Source organism: Trichocoleus sp. DQ-A2, assembly GCF_039961915.1.
Lineage (GTDB): Bacteria > Cyanobacteriota > Cyanobacteriia > Cyanobacteriales > FACHB-T130 > FACHB-T130.
On sequence record NZ_JAMPKD010000007.1, the window covers coordinates 90026 to 109074 of the forward strand.

Consider the following 19049-nt stretch of genomic DNA (forward strand, 5'->3'; position numbering starts at 1 on the left):
GACAGCGCGTATGAAATTTGAGCTGGTTCGCTGGACTTCCAATATATTGCGGATTTTGTCCCGCAATCTGGACTGGATGACGTGGAATCTGTTTTTGGCGTTTGTACCTCTGCTTTTGAGTATTTGGCTATTTCGCAGCAGGCAAAAGCGCTCGCCGATCTGGTGGGCGGGAGTCTTAGTTTTTATCGCGTTTTTGCCGAATGCGCCCTATTTGTTGACAGATATCATTCACTTGATTCATGATATTCGCGCCAACTACTCGGTGTGGATGATTACGCTAGTTCTCATCCCCCAGTATTTGTTAGTTATCCTGGCTGGCTTTGAAGCTTACGTTATATCTTTAATTAATCTAGGTTACTATTTACATCGCCACGAACGTAGTAAATACATTCTTTGGATGGAGCTAACTTTGCATGGTCTTAGCGCCATTGGCATTTATTTAGGGCGATTCCTACGCTTCAACAGTTGGGATTTTGTTACTCAACCGGATGCCGTATTTACTAGCGTACTGGATGACTTAGTGGGCAAATGGCCTGTGGTGGTTATGGTTGTCACCTTTGTCATCATTTCTGGCTTGTACTGGCTGATGAAGCAGGTGACTTTGGGGATAATTTTGCGAAGGCGGTTAAAAGGTATCCAGCCGCCATCCAATCAAAATCATACGGACTCCCCGACAGCTTAAGCCTTTGCTTCTTTCAAGCTAAGCCGAGAGAGAATCAATCAATTTGGATATCAATCTCATCAGCCGCAAATTGACGAACTGCTTTCACAAGATCCGCAGGGGTGCCGATATCCAGGTAGGTTCCATCCGGAAACGTTTCGGCTTCCACCCGCAAGCCGCTGTCAATCGCCGCCTGAACCACATCGCTAATCGGTAACTCTTTCGCCTGTGGCACTTGCCCAGCTTGGATTGCAGCGAGATACTCGTGCATAAACTGGGTAAAAGCTGGCGTCCAAACCGCGATCGCCCACATATACTTTAAATCGCTAATCGGTGGTTTTTCGACCACGAAGTGGACTCGTCCTTGGGCATCAAAATCAACCATCCCGGCTTTATGAGGTTGATCGTTCGGAAATAATCCCAAAACTGCATCGGCATTCCCAGCCGCAAGCCGTGCCAGCAACCGCACAAAGGCGTCTTCAGGCTGAAAAAGGATGTCGGGAAAGCCCAGTGCTACCACCGCGTCTTGCACGAAGGGATAGGCTTGATCCAAGGTATAAGGAACGCCATAAGGCAACCCCAGCATCAGATAGCCGAGGTTCATGTCTAGCAGGGTGCCGTCCCCAAAATAAGCCGGAATATCCCATTTTCCTGGGCGTAGCACGGCGTATGCCTTCTTAATCCCAGCTAATCGCATCTTCTCCAGTAGGTAATGACTCACGACTTTGGGGCGTAAGGTGCCACTGCCGCTATCTACCGGACGAAATCCAATCGGGTACAGCTCTTTGCTCATCGGTAAGGGGGCGATTCGCGTTGCTTGCCCTCCTGCTGGTAGCAGTCCAATGACTTCCCGCTGGTGAATGCGATCGCTATCAATCATAAAAATGCCGATTGCGGTGGAATGGAACAGGGAAACCCTCAATCTTATTATTCTCCCTGAATCTTTTTGACAGATAAAGACTTGCTGGGATTTTGCTGGGATTTTGGTCAGGTGTGAGCCAAAGTTCCTATCAAAAGAAAGATGGCATCGCACCTGTCTTAGTCTGAAATGAATTTAGGTTGGGTTTTGCATTTAAGAATTTCCCGCAGCCGCAACCATAATTATTTCCCTAGAAGGGCGGATTTCCTGTATGGCCTTTTCCGCCATATCTTTCTTTAGAGATTGCCAATTTTTGTCGTCCTTTCTGAATATTTTTGAAAGGAGTCCAATCAGATGCCGTTATTGTCTACTGATGAATTAAAAAGTTTGATAGAAAATTCCGCTAGTCCCTGTATCTCGATTTATATGCCGATGGAAAAGGCAGGGCCAGAGATTCGACAAAATCCGATTCGCTTCAAGAATCTCATGCGTGAGGCTGAGCAACGCTTGGAGGAAATGGGGATTGACCACAATGAGGCGATGACATGGCTTGAGCAAGCGAATGCGATTGATAGCCTTGAGTTTTGGGAAGAAAACCAAGGCGAGGGGGTGGCAATTTTTATCTCTCCCGAAGTCTTTCGTTACTACCAGCTTCCCGTTGATGTTGAAGAATTGGTAATCGTTAGCGATCGCTTTCATATTAAGCCGCTGTTGCCTATCGTCAACAACGATGGACGGTTCTACATCCTAGCCCTTAGCCAAAAGGATGTCCGGCTGCTTCAGGCAACGCGCACTACGGTCAAAGAGGTGCATATTGAAAACTTGCCGAAAAGCAAGGATGAAGCTCTCCAATATGACGCGACTTCCAAGGACGGTCAGATCCGGATTGCCACATCAAAAGGGGGAACCAACAATACTTTTCAGCAACCCGGTAGTTTCCACGGGCAGGGAAGCCCGGATCAGGATGATATCAAGAAGGATCTCCTGCAATTTTTCCATCAGATTGATGGTGCATTGCACGACTTCTTCCGGAATAAGAAAGGGCCTTTAGTGTTAGCGGGAGTTGAGTATCTTTTCCCGATTTACAAAGAGGCGAATACTTATCAACATTTGGTAGAGCAAGGGATTACTGGAAATCCTGAAATATTCAAGCCAGAAGAATTGCACGAACTCGCTTTACCGATTGTGGAGCCTCTGTTACAAGAGAATATTGAGGGGGTTGTAGAGGTATACAAAGAACTGGCTGGAAACGATACGAGTAAAGTATCCCACGATATCAAAGAAATCATCCAATCTGCTTATTATCACCGGGTTGATTCTTTGTTTGTGGCGGTCGGCGAGCAGCGCTGGGGTCACTTTGACCCTGAAACCATGACCGTAGATTTACACCCTGAACCACAAGCGGACGACGAAGATATGTTGGATTTTGCCGCTACTCATACAATTTTGAACGGTGGTAAAGTCTATGCAGTGGAGCCGGAAAAAGTACCGGATGAGGCTCCGGTAGCAGCAATTTTCCGCTATTAATCAGCGATTGACTGCGAGCGATCGTAGGGTTTCAAAATTGCTAAGTTTGTCAACCCCCCCGCTTCCCCAAGGACGGGGGGTTGAATATAAGTTAGGTCACTCAAGAAATCGTTTGGATCGCAATTAGGGGGAAAAATAAAAATTTCCTTTCCCTCTTTTAGTGCATTCTGGTGAAACGCGATCGCTTCTACCAAGGGACAAAACATAATTGGAATCCATCTGCCACTGTAAAAACAGACAACGACGCGGCTCATTGTGTACTCTTCCAGCAGGAGTGGATTTCGCCAAGGTGAAACCACACGAATTCTATGATAGGTATACTCTTTAGTTGTTCACGATTAGAAGCAAAAGCGCAACAGCCTTAAGTAGTATCTATTAAACTTTCTCGGAAGGGAATTATTAGAAAAATCGGTTGGCAGACACCCCTTGAAAGACAACCCTTGAAAATAGGATGACTTAAGACAAAGGGCAAAAAGTGGGTGTGGATTTGAAACCGTCTCTACCAGATTTTTGCCGATCGCTACTTATTGATTCAACTGACGACGGGCGGCTGCTAAGAGAAGGCGTTGTTCGGCACGAGCGATCGCGTTATAGGTTCGCTCAACGGCATCTAGTTCCACAGAAATTGAGGGAATGCCCCACTGCACAAGCCGATCGATCAACTCTGGATATTGAGCCGGTGCTTGACCGCAGATGCAGCAGGGAATTCCTGCCTGTTTTGCCATTTGGATGAGTTGCGCGATCGCTTGCGTGACTGCTGGATGACGCTCATCAAACGCCGCCGCCATCTGCGCTTGGTCTCGGTCAACTCCCAGCAGCAGCTGGGTGAGATCGTTAGTGCCAATCGAGATTCCCTGGACGCCCGCTTTCACGTAATCAGGTAGCAAAAATAGAACCGACGGCACTTCAGCGACGATCCAGAGTTGGAATTGAGGCGATTGGCTGAGTCCGGCTTGTTCAACGCGGCGGCGACAGAAGGAAAACTCTTCCACCGTGCGGACAAAAGGCAACAGCAAGCGGACATTGGTATATCCCAATTGCTGCACCCGTACTAAAGCTGCCAGTTCTACATCGAATAAGGCGGGATTGGAAACATAGCTGAATGTTCCCCTCATCCCTAGCATCGGATTGGCTTCCGGGTGCCCCAAAGAACCACCAACTAAGTATTGAAATTCATGCGATCGCAAATCTAGAGAGCGATAAAATACCGGGCGAGGCGCAAATGCCTCGGCAAACTGGCACAGTTGTTGGGCAAGAATTTCCCTCAACTCGTCTTCACGCTGCTGCTGGAGCCATCGTTGAGGATGTTGTCCCTGCAAAACTTCCAGCAGCATCAGCTCAGAGCGCAATAATCCTACTCCATCCACCGGCATCTGAGCCGCGCGTTTGATACTGCTGGGTTGGCTGAGGTTGACCAGCAGTTGAGTGGCGAGGACTGAGGGCTGAGGACTCAGGACTGAGGACTGAGGACTGAGGGCTGAGGGCTGAGGACTGGGGGCTGAGGACTGAGGGCTGAGGACTGAGGGCTGAGGGCTGAGGGCTGAGGGCTGAGGGCTGAGGGCTGAGGGACGAGGAGTGGAAAGTGCAGCGTGTGGAGTGGGGAGTCCAGAGTGCGGGGTGGAAAGTGCAGCGTGTGGAGTGGGGAGTCCAGAGTGCGGGGTGAAGGGTGCAGAGTGTGGGGTGGAGAGAGAGGAGTGCGGAAGAATTTTCTCCCGATCGCCTGCTTGAGCCTCAACGCGATAAACTGCTCCCTTGTCACCATCTACTAGCACGGCGTCGCCGGTTTGAATCAGCCGGGTGGCACCGACAGCACCCACAACCGCTGGGATGCCTAATTCCCTGGCAATAATGGCAGCGTGACAAGTCATCGCACCCTGTTCGGCAACCACAGCGACAGCCTGTTTTAGCAGTACCAGCCGATCGGGAGTAATGCTTTTGACGACTAAAATTTTCCCATTAACAGGGGAGTTTTCATCGCCATCGGTATCCGGGAAGTGGAGATGATTGGAATCGGTTAATACATGAGCGATCGCAATGGTTCGTCCTGCTGACGCTCCCAGCCCTTCGATCAAAGGCTTTAGGTCTGGTTCTGGCACTGTAGGCACTTTCCCTTCCTGTAGGCGGTGCTGAGTCTGGGGTGAAAAGAAGGATAAAGGAGCGAGCATCAAGGAGGAATGACCGATCTCTATTGAGTGCTGTAAGGATTCCTTAACCGCTCCTACTTTAATTTTGGACTCCTTCAAGCTCATTGCTGAGTGCCCAACGATGACTTGTGTGAGAGACAACTGGTTGCCTTCATTTTCTTTTCCTGGAGAGAGCGTCCACTCCAAAGTAAAAGTTGGTCCGAGTTCAGTCCTCAGTTGCTTCGCCAGTTGAATGAGAACATCTAAGTGTTTTTCTTCCAGGGCGTAATATTTTTGTTGCTCTTCGTTGAGCAGATACGCTTCTAGACAATTATCTACCCTTAATCGAGAAGGGTGGGCGCTTGCGAAATTCTCCGTGCTGTTTGTGTCGGTTTGGGCGTCCCTAAAGTTCTCAAGACGATAAGCACGGGTTTTACTGCCCAGATATCGAGTTTGCACTTCCCCCGTTTCTGGTTGCACCTGGTAGAAATCTGGAATCACTTCTCCCAAGACTAGCGCCTTGCCTAGCCCCCAAGTTGACTGAATTTCCCAGCACTCTGGAGTTGCTTGAAGAGTCCCGGAAGCGATCGCATCTAAGACGGGTTGCACTAAAATCGCCAAGTTCAGCTGAGCAGTCTGAATACCCCAACAGTGCCAATAAAACAAACTTCTGGCACGAAACAGCTCTGCCCAAGCCAGCTTCAAACCCATCGCCAAGCTCTCTGGCGTCGCCAGACAAACGTGGGATTCTAAAAGCCCAGACTCTGGTAAAAGCACCCCGGTTGCCTGAACTTTAGACGCCGGATCTAAAGCCAAAGAGGGGCGCAAAATCAGCACCTTCGTTTGCCAATGCGCTTGTGCCGATTCTATCTCCGACATCCAAGACGACGGTAGCGTAGCGGCTGTAATTTCCTGCCGAATCGTTTGAGCAACGCTCTGTAGTTGGCGGGGATTATCTACATCCAGATGTAGCGAAGAATAGGGCAGGTCTAAGCCAAGCGGTGCCGACCATTGAATGCTTTCGAGAAATTGACGGGCTGCGGTTGCCGGAACGACAAAACCGGGCACGACCGGATAGCCACGCTGTATGAGTCGGCTCAAGTAAAAAGCTTTGTCGCCTACCAGGGTGCGGTCGAAGGGTTGAATTTGGTCGAGCCAGTGGAGTTTTTCCACTCAGGTGAAAGGGTAAATAGGGAACAATGCATCATAACTTAATTATTTATTCATCATTCTGAATTTGACCCGCAGATTTCCAAAGATTCGCCACGACTGCTACCAACTGGGCGGTTTCCACCGGCTTAGAAAGATGGCGCTGATAGCCAGCGGCAAGAGTTTGCAGCCGATCTTCCTCAGTGGTGTAGGCGGTCAGCGCGATCGCGGGAATTTTGCCTCCGCGTTCGGCTTCTCGATTCCGCAGTTGGCGAATCAGCCCATAGCCGTCCTCTAACGGCATTCCGATATCGCTAATCACCAGGTCTGGCAACTCTCGATCCAGTGCCTTTATGGCTTCTGGCACTGATGCCACGGCTCTCACACTTGCTCCTGCCTCCTCTAGAGTGGTGACAACGACTTCGCGGATATCGGCATCATCTTCCACTAACAGAAGGCGCAATCCGCTGAGAGCATGAGGATTGAGGGAAGAGGAAGAGGAAGAGGAAGAGGACTGAGGGCTGAGGACTGAGGACTGAGGATTGAGGGAAGGGGAAGGGGATGAGGATTGAGGATTGAGGATTGAGGATTGAGGATTGAGGGAAGGGGAAGGGGAAGAGGAATTTTTTCTTTCTTGATTTGTGTTTTCTACCTCAGTCGGCACTTCGTGCTGGTGCGCTAACAGTCCTGAAGTTTTCAGCCCTACTTGCGTACTCTCTAAAAGAGGTAGGCGCACTGTAAAAGTGGCTCCGAGTCCTTCGCCTGGACTGTGGGCGCTGACAGTGCCGCCATGCATTTCTACAAGATAGCGGACAATCGCGAGTCCTAGCCCTAGACCTCCATGCGATCGCGTGGTTGTACTATCAGCCTGACGGAACAAGTCAAAGACATGGGGCAAAAAGTCAGGAGTAATACCCACTCCGGTGTCGCTGATTTGGATTTGGGCATAGTGAGTAATTGGTAATTGGTAATTGGTAACTGGTAATTGGTGAGATTCTTCCGCATTAGCCATTACCGATGACCTATTCCCAATAACGATTGACATTCGCACCGTCACTTGTCCGCCGTTCGGTGTGAACTTGAGGGCATTCGAGAGTAGATTTGACATCACCTGCTGCAATCGGACGGGATCGCCTTGGACACGTCCGCAAGAAGGGTCTAGCACTGTCTCTACTTGAATTTCCCGTGTCTGAGCTGTTGCCAGTACAGAATTAATGGAAGTTTGAATCACCGGCACTAGGTCAACTGGGAGGAGACTGAGGGGCAAGTTCCCCCGGATCATGCGCGAGACATCCAAAAGCGACTCAATCAGCTGCGTCTGTGCCTTGGCATTGCGCTCGATAGTTTCCAACGCCTGCGCCGTCCGGTTTTCATCAAACTTGCGGCTGCGGAGCAGCTGTGCCCAACCCAGGACGGCGTTGATCGGAGTTCGCAGTTCGTGGGAGACAATCGCCAGGAACTGGTCTTTCATGCGATTGGCTTCTTGAGCTTCGTGGTAAAGTCGCGCATTGTCTACCGCCAAGGCAGCGCGGTGAGCTAGTTCAGAAGCCAAGGAGAGATCCGCCTGATTGTAGTGACGACCCGATTCGGCAGTAATAAAGGCGATCGCTCCCAAGATTCTTCCACGGGCAATTAATGGTAGGCACATATAAGATTTGAAATCTGCCTTGCGGAGGATTTCCAAGTGTTCCGGATCGCGGGCGATCGCGACGAGCAATTCATCGGAAACCTCTGGAGCGAGTTTTGCCTCACCTGTATGCAACACTTTCGCCAAACCACGGGGCACCTTGGGATCGAAGGGATAACGACGCTCTACCTCCCATGCCAGCTCAACCTTTGAGGCGTCTGCATGGGCAACCGCTCGTTGGCGAATCGTGCCATCCGGCTCAACTGTATGGACGGCGCACCAGTCGGCAAGGTGCGGCACCGCCAGATGTACGAGGCGTTCTAACGTAGCTTGATAATCCAGCGAGTCAGCCAGCACGACGCCAGCTTCGGAGAGGAATTGCCGTGACTGTTCCGCGCGCTTGCGATCGTCAATGTCGGTGCAAGTCCCGAACCACTTGACGACCCATTGATGGCGATCGCGTAGCGGCAACGCCCGAACCAGATGCCAGCGGTAAACTCCGTCCGACGCTCTCTTAAAGCGGCATTCCGCTTCGTAAGTCTCACCCGTATCAATGGCATTGTTCCAGCCGTCTACCGATGCCTGCAAATCGTCTGGATGGAGTATAGGCTGCCATCCCCAGCCTTGGGCTTGCTCCAGCGTTGTTCCCGTGTAGTCAAACCAGCGTTGGTTGTAGTAATCCACTGACCCATCTGGCTGTGCCGTCCACACCATCTGTGGAATCGCCTCTGCTAGGGAGAGATAACGCTGTTGTGCCTCTTCAGCTTGGGCACGCGCTTCCTGTTCGCGGACGAGCTGGAGCCGTTCTTTCTCAGATTTCTTGCGGTTGGTGATGTCTTCAATCACATACGCAAATTTCGGATGCAAACTGGAAGCTCCCTCGATGGGACAGACGCTAGCAGACAGCCACTTCTTACCTAAGTCAGTCTCGTGAGGGTATTCAAAGCGGATGGTTGTCTGGGTGCGTTGAGCCAACCGATATTGATGAATCCACAATCGCAGGTATTGCGGCGGGACTCCCAAACTGCTACTCAGTCGATTTTGCATCGCTTCGGGAGTTAGCCCAAAGAACTTTGCTGAGGTGGAGTTATCAGAAATATGCCGGATGTCATCTTCCACCAATTCGACAATTCCCATCATCAAAGAAGCGCTATCGAAGAAGCTGCGAAGGATGGATCTTTCCCATTTGAGTGCTTGAAGTGCTTGGTACCGTTCGGTGATGTCCTGAACGAGAGCCACGAAGTAATCAATTGAGCCGTCAGTACGGCGCACGCAGCGAGTCGAGATGCTGGCGTGGATCGTTTGACCATCTTTGCGGATAAACCGCTTGTCCATTGAGTAGGCTTCAATTTCGCCTGCTAAAATCCGCTGGAATTGCTCTACATCGGCTGGCAAATCATCGGGATGAGTTAATTGATCCCAAGTCATTTGCGTGAGTTCTTGCCGGGAATAGCCAAAGATGTCGCACAATTTATCGTTGGCGTCTAGCCAACCTTTGTCTGGCGAACTAATGGCGATCCCGACTAAAGGAAGTTCAAAGTAGCTGCGGAAGCGTTGTTCGCTCTTCCGCAGCTCTTGTTCGGCTTGTTGAGCCAGGGCGATTTGTTCTTGAAGTAATTCATTCGCTGTTGCGAGTTCGGCAGTTCTTTCCCGAACCCGAATTTCTAAATTTTGATGGGAAGCCTGCAATTCGCGCTGGCGGGAGGTGAGTTCTTTGGCTAAGGTGGCGAGGTCTATATCCAGAGTTTGTAACTCCTGCTGAAGAATCTCACGGGTGCGTTTCATAGCGATCGCATTGCCCACCCGCGCTCGGAGTTCCTCGATATGAAAGGGCTTCATCAGGTAATCTTGTACCCCTTCTCGTAACATCTGCACCCGTAGCTCGTCGTCTGCTTTCGCCGTCAGCAGAACAATCGGGATCGTATCGAGTTCCTTGATGGCTCTGACTTCCCGCACTAGCTGGTCGCCGTTCATTTGAGGCATCATCATATCGGTGAGGATTAAGTCAGGATGCAGGGCGATCGCTTTGTCCAATCCTTCCTGCCCATTCCGGGCACTTACGACCCGATTCTCTGGCGCTAAACTCTCGACGATGAAGCGATTCATTTCCGGATTGTCTTCAACTACCAGCACGAGTGGGGATTGAGAATTAGAAATTTCACCTTGAGGATTTTGCGCGGACTGTTCTGATGGGAAAATTTCTGATGACTGGTAATTTAATGCCGATTCCAAATCGTTGGGTTGATGCCCCAGTTCTGCCATTACAGAAAGGGCAATTTCCTTGTAATTTGTGGATGTTTTCGCCTGGGGCGATCGCGTCGAATCGATTTGAAGATTTGTCGAAGTCAGCTTGTCGGAGTCTGTAGCAGCTGGTTGCGCGATCGCAATCGTCTCCCCATCCAGATGAAAATCGCGATTCCCATCGGGTACTAGCAACCCTTCTGTATTGGTACTTAGAACGTCTGAGGGTGCTGCTTGCGGCATCCAGGTCGTGAAAACTGCCCCGCCTTTTGGAGCCTGGTTAACTTCTATGGAGCCGCCGTGCAATTCAACGAACTCCTTGACAATGGCTAGCCCCAGACCAGTACCGCCAAATCCTTGCTGAGTAACGAATTCCTCTTGGCGATACGGCTCAAAAATGGCTTCCCGGAGTTCTGGTGGCACGCCTGGGCCAGTATCTTCAATGGTGAGGGTGAAGGATGAAGACGACAGGGAGTCCAGGGCGAAGACTTGCTCCTCTGTGCCTCTGTGCCCCTGCTCCTGAGGACTGACTTCCGCAAGGATGCAGCGGATACTACCCCCCATCGGGGTGAATTTGAAGGCGTTGGAAAGTAGATTGAAGCAGATGCGCTGCCACTTATCTGGATCGACACTCGCCCTAAGAGATGAAGGAGTTTCGACAACGAAGGATATCTGACGGTCTTCTGCAATGGTTTCAAAGTTGGCAGCAATCAGCCGCACCAGCTCAGCCACGTCGCTGAGTGCGTAGTTCACTTCCATTTTGCCTGCCTCCAGCTTGGAGACATCCAGCAAATCGTTGACTCGTTTGAGCAGGGTACGGGCGTTACGATCCACCAATTCTAGGTCGTGACGTTGTTCTGGGTTGGTCAGATTCGGCTCGGAGAGCAGTTTCTCCGTTGGCCCCAAGATCAAGGCAAGTGGTGTCCGCAAGTCGTGGCTAACGTTGGCAAAAAATTGGGTTTTTAATTGGTCGAGTTCCTTAAGTTTTTGGTAAAGCGTCTCTAACTCAACGTTTGCCGTTTCTAGTTGGAGTTTACGATCTTCAGAGGTTTTTGCAGAGGCAATCAGCGTCAGGACTTGAGGAACTAATGGCGGGATTACCAAGGCTGTCGTCACTGAAGCGATCGCTGTAATTAATTTAATCGTTCCGGATAGCCAATAAACGGGCATCCATAGTGTCCACACTTCTATAAAATGCGTGGCACCGCAGGCAATAATGAAAAATCCAAAGGCGATAAATACTGAATGAAAAGGAATATCTCGACGCGCTTTGTGGACTAAATAAACTAGCGTCACTGAAATCGAAACATACGCTAGTCCGATTAACGTATCGGTGGCAACATGAAGTGACACCAACCCTGGTTTCCACAAATAGCAATGTCCATGTGGGATAAAACCATTCGCTGCAAAAAGATTGTTTAATAATTCCGGCCCTAGCCACAGACCCAGCAAAGTACAAATAGATACTACTAGCCCGTAGCCGAGAGCGGCCCAAGGTATGATATGCATAGATTGCTTTTCCCCTCCTGATACTATTTTGAGGGTTAAATCCCGACTTTGGGGATCGCGCCGCTCTCGTTCTTTCAGCCAATTGAGCAAGCAGTGCGTCTAGCGAATAAGCTTAGCGATCGCTTCTGCTAACAGGGATGGCTCAACTGGCTTAGCGATGTGTCCATCGAAACCCGCAGCGCTCGCTCGCTCGGTATCTGCCTTACTGGCATAGGCGGTGAGTGTGAGTGCTGGCAGCCGCCTCACTCGTTCTGCCGAATGGTTCCTGACTTTGGCAATTAGCGAATAGCCATCCTCCAAGGGCATTCCGATGTCGCTGACAAGGACATCCGGCTGAAACTGTTCGAGTGCTTCTAAGGCATCGAGAACGGATGCCACAGCAAGTATCTTTCCTCCATACTGTTCCAAGGCTGTGGAAAGAAATTCTCGTGCGTCTGCTTCATCATCTACGACCAGTATCCGCACTCCACTCAGAATGTTCAGGACAGGAGGAGTGAGGGAAGAGGAGGGAAGAGGACTGAGGGCTGAGGACTGAGGACTGAGAGAAGAGGAGGGAAGAGGGCTGAGGGCTGAGGGCTGAGGGTTGAGGGTTGAGGAGTAAGAGTAATTTTGGGTTTTCTCATTTGCTTGTTCTAGGTCAATCTGCACTTCCTGCCGCTGCGCTAACAGTCCTGAAGTTTTTAGTCCTACCTGTGTCCTTTCTAAGAGGGGCAACCGCACTGTAAAGGTCGCTCCGAGTCCTTCTCCTGGACTCGTCACCTCAACGGTGCCGCCATGCAGTTCCACCAGTTGGCGGACGATGGCTAACCCTAGCCCCAAACCCGCTTGCGATCGCGTCGTTGTACTATCCGCTTGCCGAAAGCGCTCGAAGACGTAGGGCAGAAAGTCAGGACTGATGCCCAATCCGGTGTCGCTGATTTCAATTTGGGCGTGGTTGGGAATGGGGAATGGGTTCGATGGGTTGCCATTCCCGATTCCCGATGACTCATTCCCCTTGACCGTTGACAACTTTACCGTGACTCGTCCGCCTTCCGGTGTGAACTTAATGGCATTGGAAAGCAGATTCCAGACGATTTGCTGCAAGCGTTCTGCATCACCCATCACAACGCCAATATCAGGAGCGAGCATTGATTCTAGAGCGATCGCTTTGGCTTCGCAGGAAGGTAAGACGGTATTGATGGATGACTCAATTACCGATATCAGGTCAACTGGACGAATATTCAGGCGGATTTGCCCGCGAATTAGGCGCGAGACATCTAATAAATCCTCAATCAGTTTTACCTGTGATTTGGCGTTGCGCTCAATCGTCTCTAGCGCCCGCGCGGTGGTGGTTTCATTGAGTTTCCGCGTCCGGAGCATCGTCGCCCAACCCAGCATCGCGTTTAAGGGCGTCCGCAGTTCGTGGGAGACGATTGCCAAAAATTCGTCTTTGATCCGGCTAGCTTTCTCTAATTCTTCTGCCTGTTGCCGCAGGGTCGCCTCTAACTTCTTGGCACGAGTGATGTCCTCGGCAATGCCGACAATGCGGTAAACTTCTCCCCGGTCGTTTTGGATCGGAAAAGCGCGATCGCGTATCCAGCGCTCCTCGCCGTCGGGTCGGGCAATCCGATACTCTTGATCGTACTTTTCGTAGCTCTGCTTTTTCGCCGCAGCGATTACCCGCTCTCGATCTTCTGGATGGATGGAATTCACCCAGGATGAAGGGTCTTCGTAAAGGCTTACGGTCGTGCGACCCCAGATTTTTTCATAGGCGGGACTGACATAGAGTAACTGTTTCGGAGCGTCCGAACGAATCCAGAACACTTCATCGATGTTTTCTGCCAGCTGACGGAACCGCTTTTCACTTTCTTTGAGTGCTTCCTCTGCACGCTTGCGTTGGGTGCGGTCGAGGACAAAAGCAACGCAACTATCGGGAGATTCTTCCAACCGAGCCAACCCGACGAGAACTGGAACGCGGCTGCCATCTTTACGAACGTATTCTTTTTCCCAAGGCGTACACGTGCCGGAGTTCAGCATTTCTTGGTTTTTGTGCCGATCCAAATCGTCGAATTCCTCCGGGGTCATGATATCCCAACGCACTTTGCCCGTTTGCAGCTCTTGGCGGGTGTAGCCAAGCAGATTCAAAAAGGCGTCGTTGGTATCGGTGACATTGCCGTTAAAGTCGGCGAAGACGACCCCGATGATATTGGATTCCACCAGACGCCGAAATCGGGCTTCGCTTTGCCGCTTTGCCTCTTCGGTGCAGTGACGCTCAATGGCGATGCCTGCCAGATTGGTCGATATCTCAACCAGTTTCTGGTCGTGCAAACTAGGCTGTTGCGGCTTGCGGTAATACATCGCAAAAGTGCCTAAGATATCTCCATTCGTGGCAAAAATCGGGACTGACCAACACGCTTGGAATCCATGAGACAAGGGCAAATCTTTGTATTCTGCCCACAGGAAATCGTTGGCAATATCCGACACAACTACTGGTTCGCGCCGATAAACCGCCGTACCGCAACTGCAAGCTACAGCACCGATGGGAATCCCGTCAGGGACTGCTTGAAAGTAGCTGTTTGGAATGCTGGGTGCTGCACCGCGATAGAGTTTTTGCTTTTCTTTGTTCATCAGCAGAATGGAACACAGAGCGCCATCCGACTGTTGTTCGATCAACCGGGCGAGAACATCCAGTACGGAGGGGAGGGCGGCACCTTTGGCAATCATTTCCAAGACCGTGTTTTGCGTCGCTAACAAAGCTTGGTTTGAAGAGCGCTGGGTGATGTCGAAAAAGGTGACAACAGCAGCGACGAGTTTGCCCGCGCGATCGCATACCGGAGAGGAGCTGACGTGCATTGTGCCCCGCGTATCATCCCCCCGCAAAAATTGAATTTCTTCATCAATGACGACTTCGCCGGTGCTGATGGAACGTGCCAAAGGCCATTCCTGCGGCTGATAAGGTCGCCCGTCGGCGTGGAAGCCTTGGTACTCGCGGTACTCCTCAATATCCCTAGATTGCCGAAAAGGATGACGCCAAATCCGATCCACCTGCTCGTTGCCGAGGATCAGCTTCCCGGAGGGAGCTTCCGCAACAATCGCGCCGACTGGTAGCTGCCGCAGCACCGCTTCTAGGAGGGCGCGTTCGGTTTCCAATTGCGAATGAGCGCGATCGCATTCGTCTTGAGCAATTCGGCTTTCGCTGATGTCTAAAGTACAGCCAACTACGCGCACTGCACGCCCATCAGCATCTCGCACGATAAGCCCTCTATCCCAAACATATAGATACCGATCGTTTTTGTGGCGAATCCGATATTCGACGGTAAAACTACTACTGGCGGCGATCTTGCTGTTTATTTCCTCGTGTACCCGCTGTCGGTCATCCGGATGAATCCGCTCCATCCACCACTGAACAGTTGTTTGGGCTTCTTCAATTTGATAGCCTAGAACCTCACTCAGCCCCTGTGTCCTTTCTATCGTGTTCTGAGTCAGATCCAATTCGTAGATAATCCCATTAATTGCCGCAGCCGCCAGCTCAAAGCGCTCGTTTGCCCTCCTCAGCTTTTCCTCGACCTGTTTGCGTTCGCCCAGTTGCTGATTCAGAATGTCGTTAGTCGCCTCTAGCCTCAAAGCTTGTTCTGCGCGGCGCTTTAGAAACCCGACCATCAACACCAGAGCTGGTGTGGTGAAGGCTAGTACGAGCAAGTGACGGGCATTTTCGTCTGTGTACTCAAACAAATGTCCGGGGTTGGAAAAGAAGCCAAGGGCATACACCAGCGAAATCGCTGCGCTAATCAACCCAGCCCAAAAACTGCCGCTGAAGGTAGCATAAACAACCGTGGTGAGGGAAATCGGGCCTGGGTTGGGGATGGCAAATTTTGTCTGAGACAGCACCTCAATGGCGACAAGCGTCACCACTGTTAGGATGGGGCCAATGACCTGCGACCCGAAGCTCGTGTTCGACGACTTTTTTCTGACATGATTAGAGTCAGGCATTATTCTGGAACTTCAGCTAATTTTTTGGTGTAATTCGGTGTGAAAGTTTAAAAAAACTCTGATTCTTAAAGTTAAATTCATTAATTTTGTAAAAAATTAAGCTAGACGTTACTTGCGCGATCGCTTACAAACCTATTTGTATTTTAAAGAAATCTTCCCCAAGGATGAGGTATTGACGATGGGGGCGTGGAGCCAGACTGTAAAAGGTTTGCTAAATCTATTTCTGAAGTCCAACTGCCCACTCTGCCAGCGCCCGACTTCTCAAGAATTTTGCGAAGACTGTCAGCGGCAACTGCAACGCTGTCAGATGTCCAATCCTAACCAATTTTGGCAAGGCCAACTACCCGTGTTTGCTTGGGGCGGATATGGAGGGGCAATGAAGAGAGCGATCGCTGCCCTAAAATATGAAAACCATCCCCAACTGGCTCGTCCGTTGGGTCATTGGCTTGCTCAAGCATGGCTGAATTCTCCGGTATCCGCTCAGCTCAAATTAACCGTAGTGCCCATCCCCATGCACCCCTCCAAAGTGAGTCAGCGAGGCTACAATCAGGCAGATTTACTGGCTCAAAGCTTTTGCGATTATACCGGCTACCCCATGCGATCTCTGGGTTTGGAACGGGTACGGGCGACAGAGGCTCAGTTTAGCTTATCTGGCACCGAGCGAGAAAAAAACTTAGCTGGCGCTTTCTCACTTGGAAAAGAATTTCTTCGTAGCCGTCCATCTACGCCAGTCCTGTTATTAGATGACATTTACACCACGGGAGCAACCGCTCAATCTGCGGCTCAAACGCTCGCACAACATGGAATTCAAGTCTATGGTTTGGTTGCAGTCGCTACTCCTAAAAGGGTGAAGGATGATGGTTGATACGAACCAATTAGCAATTACTAATGACACCCGGTGTGCAACTTTCTGTATTTTCGCCCAATCAATAGGGGTTAAGAAAAAGTGGCGCAGGGCGTAATGCACGAAATTTAATTTTTCCAAATCACCAACACCACGCCGCTGATAATCAGACCCAAACCCACCACGCGGCTCAAAGGAATCGCTTCTCGGAAAATAAAATAACCCAGCAGCACAGAGAATACATAAGTCAGACTTACCGCAGGGCCAGCGATGCTGAGATTCACCCGCGTCAGTAGCAAAATATAAACAAAAGCCCCTAAACCATAGCAAGCCAGACCCGCTAGAAGTTCTGGTGTACCGAGAATGCTGAAAAGATGACCGATCCAATTAGCTGCATTGACTCTGCCTAACTTCAAAGCTCCAGCTTTGAGCAAAAATTGCCCTGCAACGCTCGCTAGGATCGAAATCAGGAATAACCCAAATTCTGGTGAATTCACAGAAATATCAATAAAGTGAGGAGATCCGTCTCTAAGTTTACAGCCATCCGAGGCTGAGCCAGAGCTAGAATCGACTCAAAGGGATCGCAACGTAAATTCAAGCAAATCAGAGTGTTATGACGAGCGTACTTCAGTCTCCCTATACCAGCGAGCAAATGGCGGTTTGGATACGCGGCTTGCTAATGGTTGCTTGGGCAGACGGCAATTTTGACGCCGAAGAACAGAAATTAATTTCATCGCTGACTCAGAACCAAGTAGCGCCCACAATGGATTTGGGATCGCTCGAACCGATTACTGCCGATGAATTAGCAGCGGCTTTTAAGCAAGATGCCAGAAGCGCAGAAGATTTCCTGCGTACCGCTGTGATGGTGGCAGTCGCAGATGGCGTTTATTCCTCCAGCGAGGATGAATTGCTATTCCAGTTTTGTGAGGCATTAGGACAGCAGCCGAAAGCGCTTTCATTGCTGCGGCAAACGCTGATTCCTACCTCAGAAAGCGAGATTTCCGCTGACTCGGACAAAGGAGCAGCGGCTCGGATTCGGCAGCGGGATGTGCTGCGCCCAGTACGGGTATGGCTTGATGGGTTAGAAATTCACGATCCGCGATTGGCGAGATTCTTGTGCAAAATGATTCCTGCCCAATGCCCGTTTGAGCGCGATGTCAAGCTATTTGGTCACAAAATTGTCCACATTCCACCGCTGTGTAAGCTCAATCCCATCTACGAACAGTTAGTAGGTTTGCGCTTTCGCGCTTTATCCTATTTGGCGGATGATTGTGGTGAAGATGTGTCACCGTATTGTTAATGGAAGACTGGCTAATGGCTAATGGTTCATGATTCATGGTTCATGGTTCATGGCATCCCGGAGCAAACGATCAATCAGTAACAATTAGCAATTAGCAAAGGAAATTTATGCAATTTATCGATCAGGTAGAAGTTGAAGTGGAGGCGGGGAAAGGGGGCGATGGAATTGTCGCTTTCCGACGGGAAAAATATGTGCCAGCTGGGGGTCCATCCGGGGGGAATGGCGGTCGCGGTGGTTCGCTGATTCTAGAGGTGGTTGAGAATTTGCAAACCTTGCTGGACTTCAAGTATACCCATCGTTTCAAGGCTGAAGACGGTTCGCGCGGAGGTCCCAATAATCGCACGGGTGCCGCGGGACGCGATCGCGTGATTCATGTTCCCCGTGGCACGATGGTTTATGATGCCGAAACGGATGAGTTGCTGAGCGATTTGGTTGAGACAGGGCAAACTTTCTGTGTGGCGAAGGGTGGCAAGGGGGGTTTGGGAAATCAGCACTTTTTGAGCAACCGCAATCGAGCGCCGGATTATGCTTTAGACGGATTGCCAGGTGAAAAACGGCAGCTGCGTTTAGAACTGAAGCTCTTAGCTGAGGTGGGGATTATTGGTTTACCCAATGCCGGTAAGTCTACGCTGATTTCGGCGATTTCAGCGGCACGACCGAAGGTAGCAGATTATCCTTTTACAACGTTGGTGCCGAATCTGGGGGTGGTACGCAAACCCAGCGGTGACGGCACCGTATTTGCTGATATTCCAGGTTTAATTGAGGGTGCCCATATGGGTGCCGGGTTGGGACACGACTTTTTGCGTCATATCGAGCGTACCCGATTACTGCTGCACTTGATTGATGGGACTAGCGAAGATCCCGTTGTTGCGTATCAAACGATACAGCAGGAGCTGCACTCTTACGGTCGGGGGCTAGCAAATCGTCCGCAGATTGTGGCGCTGAACAAGGTGGATGCGATCGATCCCGATCGTGATGTGGAAGCGATCGCGCAACAGCTTCGTCAGTTAAGTCATGCACCCGTATTCCTGATTTCAGGGGTTGCTGGCATTGGACTAGATCAAATGTTGCACGAAGTTTGGCAGACCCTCGCTCAACTGGATGAACTAGCCACCATTAATCATTAATAACTAAAAATTAAAAATGCAAGAATTTATCTTTCATTTTTAATTTTTACTTGTGACTTTTGCTGGGGATTAGTCCTAATAACGCTTACAAATTACTGAATTCTTAGATTCGT

The 19049-nt window shown here is 50.4% G+C and carries 11 protein-coding genes; 5 read left to right on the plus strand and 6 right to left on the minus strand.

What is annotated here, in order from left to right:
- Positions 1 to 10: 10 nt before the first annotated feature.
- On the plus strand, positions 11 to 682 hold the full coding sequence (locus NC997_RS08650) for a DUF1361 domain-containing protein (protein WP_190527380.1): 672 nt from the start codon (positions 11 to 13) through the stop codon (positions 680 to 682).
- A 34-nt stretch (positions 683 to 716) separates the two neighbouring features.
- Here NC997_RS08650 and NC997_RS08655 read toward each other — a convergent pair whose 3' ends face one another.
- Entirely contained in the window at positions 717 to 1523 is an 807-nt protein-coding gene (locus tag NC997_RS08655; RefSeq protein WP_190527563.1) for a sugar phosphate nucleotidyltransferase, read from the minus strand.
- Between the two features lie 351 nt (positions 1524 to 1874).
- On the opposite strand from NC997_RS08655, the gene NC997_RS08660 reads away from it, so the two are divergent.
- Complete coding sequence (locus tag NC997_RS08660) at positions 1875 to 3047, plus strand: hypothetical protein (RefSeq protein ID WP_190527382.1); 1173 nt, start codon at positions 1875 to 1877, stop codon at positions 3045 to 3047.
- On the opposite strand, the gene NC997_RS08665 is transcribed toward NC997_RS08660, so the two are convergent.
- The 4 genes from NC997_RS08665 to NC997_RS08680 all read right to left on the minus strand — a co-directional run bounded on the left by NC997_RS08665 (position 3044) and on the right by NC997_RS08680 (position 15665).
- Positions 3044 to 3301 carry a hypothetical protein gene (locus NC997_RS08665; RefSeq protein WP_190414119.1) on the minus strand — a complete coding sequence of 86 codons (258 nt, stop codon included), beginning with the start codon at positions 3299 to 3301 and terminating at the stop codon, positions 3044 to 3046. The two genes, NC997_RS08660 and NC997_RS08665, sit on opposite strands and share 4 nt — an antisense overlap.
- Before the next feature lie 270 nt (positions 3302 to 3571).
- Positions 3572 to 6343, minus strand: a complete 2772-nt coding sequence (locus NC997_RS08670) for a putative PEP-binding protein (protein WP_190527384.1) — start codon at positions 6341 to 6343, stop codon at positions 3572 to 3574.
- 46 nt (positions 6344 to 6389) lie between these two features.
- Entirely contained in the window at positions 6390 to 11786 is a 5397-nt protein-coding gene (locus NC997_RS08675) for a PAS domain S-box protein (RefSeq protein WP_348257779.1), read from the minus strand.
- A 9-nt stretch (positions 11787 to 11795) separates the two neighbouring features.
- Positions 11796 to 15665, minus strand: a complete 3870-nt coding sequence (locus tag NC997_RS08680; RefSeq protein WP_190527385.1) for a PAS domain-containing protein — start codon at positions 15663 to 15665, stop codon at positions 11796 to 11798.
- Positions 15666 to 15843: 178 nt separating this feature from the next.
- On the opposite strand from NC997_RS08680, the gene NC997_RS08685 reads away from it, so the two are divergent.
- Positions 15844 to 16530, plus strand: a complete 687-nt coding sequence (locus NC997_RS08685) for a ComF family protein (RefSeq protein ID WP_190527565.1) — start codon at positions 15844 to 15846, stop codon at positions 16528 to 16530.
- Positions 16531 to 16637: 107 nt separating this feature from the next.
- On the opposite strand, the gene NC997_RS08690 is transcribed toward NC997_RS08685, so the two are convergent.
- Positions 16638 to 17006, minus strand: a complete 369-nt coding sequence (locus NC997_RS08690) for an EamA family transporter (protein ID WP_190414128.1) — start codon at positions 17004 to 17006, stop codon at positions 16638 to 16640.
- 116 nt (positions 17007 to 17122) lie between these two features.
- Here NC997_RS08690 and NC997_RS08695 point away from each other — a divergent pair, with 116 nt between their 5' ends.
- Together NC997_RS08695 and obgE are read left to right on the plus strand one after the other, a co-directional pair.
- Positions 17123 to 17809, plus strand: coding sequence for a Mo-dependent nitrogenase C-terminal domain-containing protein (locus NC997_RS08695; protein WP_190426999.1), 687 nt, complete (start codon positions 17123 to 17125; stop codon positions 17807 to 17809).
- A 107-nt stretch (positions 17810 to 17916) separates the two neighbouring features.
- Positions 17917 to 18936, plus strand: a complete 1020-nt coding sequence (gene obgE / locus NC997_RS08700; protein WP_190527387.1) for a GTPase ObgE — start codon at positions 17917 to 17919, stop codon at positions 18934 to 18936.
- The last annotated feature ends 113 nt before the right edge of the window (positions 18937 to 19049 follow it).

What these genes read in the sequence shown, in the direction of transcription:
- NC997_RS08680 (WP_190527385.1), bottom strand. Translation starts at nt 15,665, where the DNA reads ATGCCTGACTCTAATCATGTCAGAAAAAAGTCGTCGAACACGAGCTTC.
- obgE (WP_190527387.1), top strand. Translation starts at nt 17,917, where the DNA reads ATGCAATTTATCGATCAGGTAGAAGTTGAAGTGGAGGCGGGGAAAGGG.
- NC997_RS08695 (WP_190426999.1), top strand. Translation starts at nt 17,123, where the DNA reads ATGACGAGCGTACTTCAGTCTCCCTATACCAGCGAGCAAATGGCGGTT.
- NC997_RS08685 (WP_190527565.1), top strand. Translation starts at nt 15,844, where the DNA reads ATGGGGGCGTGGAGCCAGACTGTAAAAGGTTTGCTAAATCTATTTCTG.
- NC997_RS08660 (WP_190527382.1), top strand. Translation starts at nt 1,875, where the DNA reads ATGCCGTTATTGTCTACTGATGAATTAAAAAGTTTGATAGAAAATTCC.
- NC997_RS08665 (WP_190414119.1), bottom strand. Translation starts at nt 3,301, where the DNA reads ATGAGCCGCGTCGTTGTCTGTTTTTACAGTGGCAGATGGATTCCAATT.
- NC997_RS08650 (WP_190527380.1), top strand. Translation starts at nt 11, where the DNA reads ATGAAATTTGAGCTGGTTCGCTGGACTTCCAATATATTGCGGATTTTG.